At 39.2% G+C, this 11,612-nt stretch carries 9 protein-coding genes; 8 read left to right on the top strand and 1 reads right to left on the bottom strand.

The features are described 5' to 3' along the window. Window positions 1-28: 28 nt before the first annotated feature. From gndA to EKN56_RS05330, 3 genes are all read left to right on the top strand, one after another. Window positions 29-1,435 (top strand): NADP-dependent phosphogluconate dehydrogenase, encoded by a 1,407-nt coding sequence (gene gndA / locus EKN56_RS05340; protein WP_130590859.1) that lies wholly within the window; start codon window positions 29-31, stop codon window positions 1,433-1,435. Between the two features lie 166 nt (window positions 1,436-1,601). After that, on the top strand, window positions 1,602-1,916 hold the full coding sequence (tmaR, locus tag EKN56_RS05335; protein WP_108901911.1) for a PTS system regulator TmaR: 315 nt from the start codon (window positions 1,602-1,604) through the stop codon (window positions 1,914-1,916). 427 nt (window positions 1,917-2,343) lie between these two features. After that, window positions 2,344-2,646 (top strand): Blp family class II bacteriocin, encoded by a 303-nt coding sequence (locus EKN56_RS05330; protein ID WP_130590858.1) that lies wholly within the window; start codon window positions 2,344-2,346, stop codon window positions 2,644-2,646. A gap of 109 nt (window positions 2,647-2,755) precedes the next feature. On the opposite strand, the gene ptsG is transcribed toward EKN56_RS05330, so the two are convergent. Then, complete coding sequence (gene ptsG, locus EKN56_RS05325) at window positions 2,756-4,216, bottom strand: PTS glucose transporter subunit IIBC (RefSeq protein ID WP_130590857.1); 1,461 nt, start codon at window positions 4,214-4,216, stop codon at window positions 2,756-2,758. Between the two features lie 1,078 nt (window positions 4,217-5,294). Here ptsG and EKN56_RS05320 point away from each other — a divergent pair. The 5 genes from EKN56_RS05320 to EKN56_RS05300 all read left to right on the top strand — a co-directional run bounded on the left by EKN56_RS05320 (window position 5,295) and on the right by EKN56_RS05300 (window position 11,586). Then, window positions 5,295-6,191, top strand: coding sequence for a DMT family transporter (locus tag EKN56_RS05320; protein WP_130590856.1), 897 nt, complete (start codon window positions 5,295-5,297; stop codon window positions 6,189-6,191). Between the two features lie 832 nt (window positions 6,192-7,023). After that, window positions 7,024-7,542, top strand: a complete 519-nt coding sequence (locus EKN56_RS05315; protein ID WP_130590855.1) for a fimbrial protein — start codon at window positions 7,024-7,026, stop codon at window positions 7,540-7,542. Window positions 7,543-7,645: 103 nt separating this feature from the next. Then, window positions 7,646-8,323 (top strand): fimbrial biogenesis chaperone, encoded by a 678-nt coding sequence (locus EKN56_RS05310; RefSeq protein ID WP_130590854.1) that lies wholly within the window; start codon window positions 7,646-7,648, stop codon window positions 8,321-8,323. An 82-nt stretch (window positions 8,324-8,405) separates the two neighbouring features. Continuing rightward, entirely contained in the window at window positions 8,406-10,976 is a 2,571-nt protein-coding gene (locus tag EKN56_RS05305) for a fimbria/pilus outer membrane usher protein (protein ID WP_130590853.1), read from the top strand. A 79-nt stretch (window positions 10,977-11,055) separates the two neighbouring features. Beyond that, a complete protein-coding gene (locus tag EKN56_RS05300; RefSeq protein ID WP_130590852.1) occupies window positions 11,056-11,586 on the top strand; it encodes a fimbrial protein in 531 nt (176 codons plus the stop codon). Window positions 11,587-11,612: the final 26 nt, after the last annotated feature.

The raw sequence follows: 11,612 nt of genomic DNA, 5'->3' as shown, positions 1-11,612 counted from the left end.
GGATTTGTCCGGTCAGCCAGGAGTTTTTATGTCTAAACAACAAATTGGTGTCGTTGGAATGGCGGTTATGGGCCGCAATTTGGCGTTGAATATTGAAAGTCGCGGTTATTCCGTTTCTATTTTTAACCGTTCCGGCGATAAAACCGATGAGGTTATTGCTGAGAATCCGGGTAAAAAACTGGTTCCTTGTTATAGCGTAGAAGAGTTTGTTAACTCGTTAGAAACCCCTCGTCGTATCTTATTAATGGTAAAAGCCGGTGAAGCAACGGATAAAACCATTGAATCGCTGAAGCCATATCTGGCTAAAGGCGACATATTGATTGATGGTGGTAACACCTACTACAAAGATACCATCCGTCGTAATAAAGAGTTATCCGCAGAAGGTTTCAACTTTATTGGTACCGGTGTGTCCGGTGGTGAAGAAGGGGCATTGAAAGGCCCTTCAATTATGCCTGGTGGGCAAAAAGAAGCCTATGAGTTGGTCGCGCCAATTCTGGAAAAAATCGCGGCCAGAGCCAACGGTGAGCCTTGTATCACTTATATCGGTTCAGACGGTGCCGGTCACTATGTCAAAATGGTGCATAACGGTATCGAATACGGCGATATGCAACTGATTGCAGAAGCTTATTCGCTGCTGAAGCAAGCGGTTGGCTTGTCTAATGCTGAACTGGCAGAAACCTTTACCGAATGGAATAAAGGCGAACTGGACAGCTATCTGGTAGAAATTACGGCTGATATCTTCCGTAAAAAAGATGAAGACGGTAACTATCTGGTAGACGTTATTCTGGACGAAGCAGCACAAAAAGGTACCGGTAAATGGACCAGCCAGAGCTCGCTGGATCTTGGCGTTCCATTATCGCTGATTACCGAGTCGGTATTTGCCCGTTTCCTTTCGGCGTTAAAAGACGAACGTGTTGCAGCTTCTAAAGTATTAACCGGTCCAAAAGCTCAGGCGTTTAGCGGTGATAAAGCAGAGTTTGTTGAGAAGGTTCGTCGTGCACTTTATCTGGGTAAAATCGTTTCTTATGCTCAAGGTTTCGCTCAACTGAAATCAGCTTCTGATGAATATAACTGGGATCTGAATTACGGTGAAATCGCTAAGATTTTCCGTGCCGGTTGTATTATTCGTGCTCAATTCCTGCAGAAAATCACGGATGCCTATGCTGAGAATGGTCAAATTGCCAACCTGCTGCTGGCCAGTTACTTCAAGAAAACAGCCGATGAATATCAACAGTCGCTGCGTGATGTCGTAGCCTATGCGGTACAGCATGGTATTCCAACGCCAACCCTGTCAGCGGCTATTGCTTACTATGATAGCTACCGTGCGGCAGTATTGCCTGCTAACCTGATTCAGGCGCAGCGTGACTACTTTGGTGCGCATACTTACAAGCGTACTGATAAAGAGGGTGTGTTCCATACCGAATGGATGGAATAATTGCTTCTTCAGTGAAATAAAAAAATCCGGCCTGGTCCGGATTTTTTATTGATACTCAATAATACAGAAAACTATCTTTTCAGTAGCAGATCGCGCTCGACTTACGTACTATCGTAGGCAGCTTTTATGATTCAAAACTGTTTATTTATTAAGTAAGGGTACTATGATGGAAAACGCTAAACCTTCATTTCAAAATGTGCTGGAATATGTACGCCTGTCTCGCCGTAAAAACAAACTGAAGCGTGAAATTGTGGATAATGAGAAGAAGATCCGTGACAACCAGAAACGCGTACTGCTACTGGAAAACCTGGGCGAGTATATCAAGCCAGGTATGAGTATTGAGGATATCCAGGCCATTATCGCTAATATGAAGAGCGATTATGAAGAGCGTGTGGATGAGTACATTATTAAAAATGCAGAATTGTCTAAAGAACGTCGTGATATTTCACAGAAAATGAAAGCGAAATCAGACGTTAAATAAAAGTTTATATCAGCCGATTATCAAAGCGAGATATAATTATTATTCGGATAAGCCCTCGAAATATTGAGGGTTTATTTTTAATGAAATCAATGAGTAAGATTAAAGTCTATTTTTTATCGGATATTTTTGATATATTATTTCTGATAAACCATCCTTAATAGAACTTATTTCTTACTAATAATAGTTTCTATTCCTCTGATTAAATAAATCAATTTTTAATTTTATGAATATATTCTCTATTGTTATCACTCTAATTTTAATTTGCTGTAAGTGAAAGTGGCTAATAATTTATTTAACGAATAAATATAATGAATCAAGCTAAAACAAATAATTCCATAATGATATTATTAATTTGATTAATTATAGTAATCAAATTAGTTACCTATTAAGCTAAATGTATAATTAAATGTACTTTAAGGGAATATAAATGCGTGAATTAAGCAGTAGTGAAATGGATGCAGTGAACGGTGGATGGGCGGCAAATTTTAGTGATGTGGTGGAAGGTGCTCTATGTGGTTTTGGTCAGGGTAGCCTGATTGGTTTTGTTGGTGGAGCCAAAGTAGGCGGTGAGATTAGCGGTATTTTAGGGCTTGGCCTTATCAGCTCATTAGGGGGAGCAATTATGGGAGGACTCATTGGTTCTTTTGCATTTCTCGGTGGAATGGTTTTAGGTAAGGATGAAATTAACGAACTGGCGAAAGAATATCGCGACGCTTACACGAGCTATTAATATTTGAGTTTTTAATTTGTATTTAACAGAGAGCATTGCTCTCTGTTTTTTTAATAAAAAAGCCATCTTTATAAGAGATGGCTTTAATATTTAACAGGGTAGAATAATATTAGTTGTTACGAATATACTCATCCATATCACTTTTCAGGTTATCAGATTTGGTTCCGAAGATAGCCTGAATACCTGAACCAGCAACCACCACACCGGCAGCGCCTAAACTTTTCAGCTTATCCTGATCTACTTGTGCAACATCTGCTACGCCAACGCGTAGTCGAGTAATACAAGCATCCAGATTAGTGATGTTACCTTTACCACCGAATGCGGCAACCAGTTCACGAGCCATATCGGTACTACTACCGCTGGCAGTTTCTACTGCAGAATCATCTTCACGGCCTGGCGTTTTCAGGTTCAGCTTGACGATAGCAAAGCGGAAAACCACATAGTAGAACAGGGCGTATAGAGGACCAAGGATAAAGAACATCCAGCCTTTGGTAGACAGGTGATAGAACAGAGTGAAGTCGATAGCACCGTGAGAGAAGGTCATACCGTGCTTAACGCCCAACAGGATAGTAATGACATAAGCTAAACCTGCTAATACCGCATGGATAACATACAGAACCGGAGCAACGAACAGGAAAGCAAACTCGATTGGTTCAGTAATACCAGTCAGGAATGAAGTCAGGGCTGCTGAAACCATGATCCCGCCCACTTTAGCGCGGTTCTCTGGTTTAGCCGTATGCCACATAGCTATTGCCGCTGCAGGTAAGCCCCACATTTTGAACAGATAACCACCGGCCATATTACCCGCAGTTTTATCACCTAAAAGGTAGCGTTGGATTTCACCCGTGATCCAGCGACCATTTTCAGCTTTACAGGCAGCTTCGCTGGCGATTGTTGTTACAATCTTACTATCAATAACGCAAGCCTGGCCTGCTTCATAGAAGAAAGGAACGTTCCAGATATGGTGTAAACCAAATGGAATTAATGAACGTTCAACTACGCCATAAATACCGAAGGCTAAAGCAGGGTTTTGGTAAGCGGCCCACTGAGAGAATGAACTGATGGCATTTCCAATTGGAGGCCAAATAAAGGAAAGCACAATACCCAGAGCAATACAGATGAAGCCAGTAATGATAGGGACAAAGCGCTTACCGGCAAAGAAACCTAAATAATCAGGTAACTGGATACGGTAGAAGCGATTAAACAGATAACCGGCCAGGCCACCAACTAAAATACCGCCCAGTACACCGGTATCAATTTTGGCAACGCCCAAAACTTCAGCCATTACGTTTAACGTTGCAGCCATAATGCCATATCCGACGATAGACGCCAGACCAGCAACACCGTCGTTATTGGTAAAACCAAGCGCTACACCGACAGCAAATAGTAGAGGCATCTGTTCAAAGATAGAGCCACCAGCCTGCTGCATTACTTTAGAAACAATAGTTGGTAACCAGCTAAAGTCAGCGGCACCTACACCGAGTAAAATACCGGCAATAGGTAACACTGATACTGGTAACATCAGTGCTTTACCGACTTTTTGCAAATTTGCAAAGAGATTTTTAAACATGGAAAGTGCTCCAGGATAACGTCTGTTTTAGTCAGGACGGTTTAAGAACAATGAGTCTGAATTTCAGGTCAGGGTATTTATTTCATAGCGTAAAATAAATACCTGGGACATAAGGTGATAGTTGTCACAATTTCTTAAAATTGTGTAAATATCGAACATAACTCAGTCACTATAAGCTATTTGGTTATTTTTCTAACCCTATAAAATCTATATAAAAATGAGATTAATGTGTCATAAATAGAGTATGAATAAGTATAGTCGCTGTAAATTTACTCGTTAAAAAAACGGGGGGAAAATAATCTTTTTTTGACTAAAAAGGGAATGGAAAAATTGCATCGTATTTAAGAGTTGCTAGCTGGCTGATTTTGTTATGAAAAAAAGATAATTTCATATGTATAAAAAAACAGTATTGACAAGCTTTTATAAAGGGTTAGATTGGTCTGTAACGCAGGCGCAATCAACCTTTCAGGTGATTTTGTAACGCTGGCGTTTGGTCTAAAAAACGCGATAAGGGCCTCGTAGTTAACGCATGTTAATGAGAAGAAGCCGCGATTTGGGTATCAATAATTGTCATTGCGGCAGAAGTCGGGTCACGAAGTTTAAAGTATCATCGCGTGCCGGGAACGAAAGGGCGCGTGACAGTTTCAGACTGATGATGAATTGAGAACCTGTTGCGTAGGTGGTGTACTGAGTTAGTTGAACCCAAGAAAACAAACTAACTTAATAGTTTAAATGTGCAGAAAATTATAGTGTTTCGGTCAATAAATCGGAGGGATTTTTAGCTATAAATACTTAATTTTTCTCTTATGTAAAACGTGTACATCTAGTTTTTAGTAGTAACGATCTGTTGAAGTATTAATGTTTAACTCACAATTTGTTTTACCCTAAAGCCCTGGCTAACTTTGGTCAGGGCTTTTTCATATCATAAATTCAAATAATGTTAATAAAATCATGTCATTATCCGTTGTTGGCAGTAGCTAATGTAATCTGTGCCGATCATTTTTTGATTGATATCATTAAGCATATCAATGAAACAGGCTAATTTAATTTTATTATTTAAAACAAAGTGGTGGTTTTTATGGCTTACCTGATATTGACGTTAGCGGCTATTTTTTGGGGAGGAAACTATGTCGTAGGTCACTTTCTGGTAAAAAATGCCGATCCGATCATTCTTTCTGAAGCCCGGTGGGCCATCACCGGGATATTACTGATGAGTCTTTATTGGCATCAAGTAAAAGCAAACAAGACAAAAATTAAAAACGCTATTTTTGTTATCCTGTTTCTGGCCATCTTTGGACAAGTGCTGTTTCCTTTAACTCTCTATATAGGTTTGCAATACACTTCTTCATTGAATGCGGCGATTTATATGTCCGCAACGCCATGTATGGTGTTACTTATTAATAAATTGATTTTCAAAGATAATATTACGCTAAATAATGTGATAGGGGTGTTGTTGAGCCTGATTGGAGTTGTCTATCTCATTTTAGAAGGGGAGGTGACAAATATTGAAGCTTTCCACGTGATGAACGTTGGTGATTTATGGGCTATGGGATCGGCACTAAGCTGGGCATTTTATTGTTCATTTCTGCGATTAAAAGATAAATCTATCTCTGGCAATGTTTTCGTTGCCGTAAGCTCTTCTCTTGGTGCAATAATACTCATTCCGGTGATGATGTTTTATATGGTATTCAATAACGTTGAGTTTGATGCTCAACATTACGTCAATATGAGTTTTATTGTGGGATTGCTGTATTTGGTTATTTTTCCGTCGTGGTTGGCCTATGTGTTCTGGAATAAAGGAATACAGGAGATCGGTGCAACTCGTGGAGAGGTCTATACCCATATCATCCCACTTTCTGGAGGGATATTAGCCATCCTGTTCCAGAATGTTCAACTGGAGTGGTTCCATGTTATGAGTGCGATGTTTATTGTACCTGGTATCTATCTGTGTTCTAAAAAAGTCAGGAAGAACTGATAGTTTTTGATATGACTAACGCTGTTATTTTTAATATTACTTAACTGTAGACAAAATGAAATATGAAATTTCTATTATACTCTTTGTTTTCTAAGGCTATTTTTCTGGTTTTTTCTTATTAAGTAGTGGCTGATACACGCTTTTGGTATTAAATTTATTTAATATCTCAATCCTATTTTATGTTGTTTTTTTGTTCTTTTAAAATAAAAATTAAGTAATTTACAACGCTTATGTGGAAATTTATATTTTTCATATTACTATCTATTTTTTTTAAGATCTGACTTACCATTTCCTTGTGGTGGTTAATGTTATTCTCTTCTGTTTTATTTTAACTTATTGTTGTTCAATTAATTAATAACTATTAATCGATTTTTTTGGTTTCATTTTTTATATAAATGTATTTTATTTTTAATGCGATATGGTTTTGTATTTTGTTTGTTTTATTCTTAATTTATTAAGTAATTTTTTATTTTTATTAATGTGTTAAATCTTAAATTAAATTAATTCCATTCAAAACAATCGGATGTAATTATTGTTAATTATCTGTTTAAATTCTTATGAACATGTCACGGGTATTGAGTTCCAAATTTTATATAGTATATTTCAACTGTCTTGAATTGATTGGTTGGTGAGTTTTTAAAACGCATTAGACTTTTTATTTTAATGGCGTCAAATATTAATATTCGAATAAAAATTGATTTTAGGCGGTTGGTTTTATACTAACCGACGGAACTCAATTATCTTAAGCGAATAAACAGGGAATGACATGGGGTCATGTCATAAATAGAAATGCATAAAATGGTTTACCATTTAATATGTAAAGGAAAATAGTATGAAAAAATATGTTATTTTTTCCACCGCTTTAGCTTGCACAGCTTTAAGTCCAATTGTTTTTGCTGAAGATGGTAAAGTCAATTTTAAAGGTACAATTTTGGAGTCAGCTTGTACTGTTGAAAGTAGCAGCCAGAATTTGGATGTTAATTTAGGTCGAGTTTCTAAAACTGTGTTTACTGCAGCAGGTGATACATCTTCGCCAATGCCATTTAGCTTGAAGTTAGAAAACTGCCCTACAGATGTTCTGACATCAGGTGTTGCTGTCCGTTTTGAAGGAACAACCGTATCTGGAAAAACCGATATTCTGGATATTACCGGTGGCGCTGCTGGTGTAGGTGTTCAAATTAAAGATAAAGCAGGTCAAAAAATTGTGTTAGGTTCTGAGTCTACAACTTACACCCCTCTTGTAGCTGGAGATAATACACTGGATTTTACTGCTTATTATGTATCAACCAGCACAACAGTTACGGCTGGTGCTGCTAATGCAGTAGCAAACTTCACCATTATTTATCCTTAATAATCAGATAAAACATTTCATAACTTAGTTAATAAATGAAAGTAAGGTCAGGAGAGTAATGCTCCTGACCCATCTTTACATCATTATTATTCAGGAATAATAAATGAAAAAAAGTATAAAACTATTAATAGCGACCTTGTTGATATCACTGAGTGGTATGGCTTATTCCGGCGTGATTATTGGTGGGACTCGTCTTATTTATGATGGCGGAAAAAAAGAATCCACAATTAATATCAGTAATCCTGATAATTCGGCTTATTTAATACAATCCTGGGTTGATAATCAGGACGGTGTAACAGAAAAAGCCCCCTTTGTTGTTACTCCACCATTATTTCGTTTAAATGGTGGTGGGCAAGAGAATGTATTACGCATTGTTAGAGCGGGTGGTGATTTACCACAAGATAAGGAATCCTTATTTTGGCTAAATATTAAATCAATTCCCTCTGCCGATAAAAAAGAGAATTCATTACAAATTGCAGTGAAAACGCGAATTAAATTATTTTATCGCCCCAAAGAATTAAGTGGAACTCTGGAAGAGGCTGCTCAGGAATTGAAATGGCAGCGCGACGGTAATGGTTTTAGCGTCACCAATAACTCTCCTTATTATATAACTTTTTTCACTATAAAGATTAATGGTTCCACCATTCCTGATTCTACGATGGTTGCTCCCCATTCCAGTACAAGTTTTAAATCATTAGCAAAAAATTCAAGTGGAAAGCTGAGTTGGCAAATCATCAATGACTATGGTGGTGTCAGTAAAACCTATACCGGAAACCTCTAAACGAATGGATTGATATCCATATATTGCCAGAAATTAAAGTTGGCGGGGTAAAAGTCATGTCTGAACAATGGAGTAATGTGTAATGAAAAGGATAATTAATAGACGCTCTAAAGTTATTGGTTCTTGCGGTTTCAGGCTGACATTACTTGCTTTTCATCTTGCCTTGTTGCTGGGAAATATTCATCAGGTTTGTGCTGAAGAGTATTTTAATCCGGCTTTATTATCTTTGGATAAGCAAGAACTAGCGGGTACCGATCTCAGCGTTTTTGAACAGGATGGTCCACAGGCGCCAGGTCAATATCGGGTTGATCTCTATCTTAATAATGAGATGGTGGAATCATTAGAGATTGATTTTCAGTTACAGAAAGATCAAGACGGAAAACAAACTCTGTTACCTTGCCTGAGTACCGGAATGCTTGAAGGATTGGGGGTCAAATCTGGACTGATTCCATCCACTAAAGATGACACTCAATGTGTCAATTTGACCCAAATAATTCCTTTGGCATCAACTGATTTTAATTTCAGTCAACAGCGCTTAAATTTAAGCATTCCTCAGGCTGGACTGAACGCTCAGGCACGCGGTTATGTATCACCTGACAAATTAGATCAGGGAATTAGTGCACTTTTACTGAACTATAGCTTTAGTGGTTCTAACAGCCGGATTAGTGACAGTAGTGCTCAAGATAGCAGCAATTATTATTTGAATTTGCGTTCGGGGCTTAATGCAGGGGCCTGGCGTTTGCGTAATTATTCAACCTGGAATCGGGATAGTGATGGAAATGATAAATGGGATTCCATCAATACTTACGTACAGCGCGACATTATTCCACTGAAAAGCCAGTTGGTTATCGGTGATAGCTATTCATCCAGCGATATGTTTGACAGCGTGCCTTTTCGCGGTGTTCAAGTCGCTTCTGATGATGATATGTTGCCCGATAGTATGCGTGGTTATTCCCCGGTGGTCAGAGGTATTGCCAATACCAATGCGCAAATCACTATTCATCAAAATGGTTATCAGATATATCAAAGCTATGTTCCTCCTGGCGCATTTGAAATCACCGATCTGTTTTCAACGACCAGCAGTGGCGATCTTACCGTTACGGTAAAAGAAGCGGACGGCACTGAACAGAATTTTACCGTGCCTTATGCGGCGGTTCCGGTCTTACAAAGAGAAGGACGTTTTAAATACAGTATTACTGGTGGGGAATACCGTTCTTCAAATTCAGATGTGGATAAGAAAGCGTTCGGTCAGTTAACCGCTATTTATGGTTTGCCGTGGAATACCACAATTTATGGTGGGACGCAGATTGCCAGTAATCAATACCAGTCTTTGCTATTCGGTCTGGGTAAAAATATGGGCACCATAGGAGCGTTGTCAATTGATGTGACTGACTCCAACGCTTCACTTAAAGATCAATCCAGCCAGCAGGGACAATCCTGGCGGGTACGCTATAACAAAAATTTTGTTGAAACCGGAACCAATTTTGCACTGGCAGGATATCGTTACTCCACATCAGGTTTTTATACCCTACAAGAGACGTTAAACAGTTATACCGGCAATTACGAAGTTGGAAATAGTTTTTACGATCATAAGAAAAGTCGTTCTGAGCTGATGTTAAGCCAACATCTGGGCAAAGTGACAGGTAGCCTATCGGTTAGTTTGATAAATGAAGATTACTGGAACGATCGGCGTAACACTCAGTCTGCCAGCATAGGCTATAGCAACAACTGGAACAGTATCAGCTATGGAATGAATTATACCTATAGCAAAAACAGTGCGGATAGTAACGGCGATAAAACCAATAATACCGATCAGATTTTCTCTTTAAATATCAGTGTTCCGCTAGATCGTTGGCTGTCCAATAGCTACGCCAATTACAGCCTGAGTAGTAGTCGCCATGGCAAAACTACAAATACCGTAGGTTTAGGTGGTACTGCGCTGGAAAATAATAACCTTAGTTATAACGTCAGTCAGGGATATACCAGTCAGGGCGAAGGGAGCAGTGGTAATGCTGGCGTGGATTATCGGGGAAGATATGGCAGGGTTAATGCTGGTTATAGTAACGACTCAAATATGCAACGGTTGAACTATGGGCTGGAAGGCGGCGTATTAGTGCATAGCGATGGCATTACTTTATCCCAATCACTGGGAGAAACGGTCGCGTTGGTAAAAGCCCCTGATGCTGATGACGTTGGTGTGACTAACAATACCGGCGTTCGTACCGACTGGCGTGGATATGCCGTCGTTCCTTATATGACGCCGTATCGCAAAAATGTAGTCACGCTGGATACCAGCTCTTTTGCCGATGATGTTGATATGACAATAGCCAGCCAAATGTTAACGCCCACTCGGGGCGCAGTAGTGCGTGCCGAATATAATACTAACGTCGGACAGCGGATGCTGATTACGTTATTACAGAAGGATAATCTGCCCGTTCCCTTTGGTGCAGTCGTCGCTGTGATGGGCGATAAAAAGAGTCAGGCGGGGATAGTTGGTGAAAATGGTCAGGTCTTTATGACCGGAATGGAAGCTAAAGGGCAACTGAAAGTTAAATGGGGTAATTCTTCATCTGAACAATGCTCTGTTGGTTATAACAATACGCAAGATACCCCTGAAACGGGAATTTATATGCTGAATACGGTGTGTGAATAGCGGTATGAATCGTAATTGTGATTGGCAAAATTATTGTTTTCAGTAAAGCAGTGTATGACGTTTAACAGGGAAATCAGACATGATGAAGACCAAATTTAATTGGCTAAAGTTATTATTTATTTTGACACTCGTTGGTCAGGATGGATGGGCAGAAAACGTAACGGTAAATATTCAGGGGCGAGTGTTAGCTTCACCCTGTGTGGTTGATACCGCAGTCCAGAGTGTGGATTTTGGCAAAATGTCAGCCCTCGATCTCCAGCAAGCGGGATCGTATTCTCCGGCAATTAAGAATTTTAGAATTACTGTTAAGGATTGTCCCGAAAGCACAACCTCCGTAACCGCTCAATTCTCTGGGCTACCTTATCCGGATGATAATTCGGGATATGGCAGTACGGGAAGCGCACAGAATATCGGTATAAAAGTGATACCGGCAAACTCAGTCTGGAGTGATAACTCTTTGTCACCAGTGGATGGGCGTTGGATTAAAGGTGTTTCATCAGTAACACATTCAGCCGATTTTGATTTTCTGGCTCGTGTTTATAGCGCTACTGGAAATGCAACATCAGGCAGCATTTCTGGTGCGATGTTGGTTACTTTTATATATGACTGATATTTATATAAATAATAAAAATATCG

The organism is Limnobaculum zhutongyuii, from assembly GCF_004295645.1.
Classification (GTDB): domain Bacteria; phylum Pseudomonadota; class Gammaproteobacteria; order Enterobacterales; family Enterobacteriaceae; genus Limnobaculum; species Limnobaculum zhutongyuii.
Note: the sequence above shows the minus strand (reverse complement) of the source record. Positions and strands in the feature narration are given on the sequence as shown.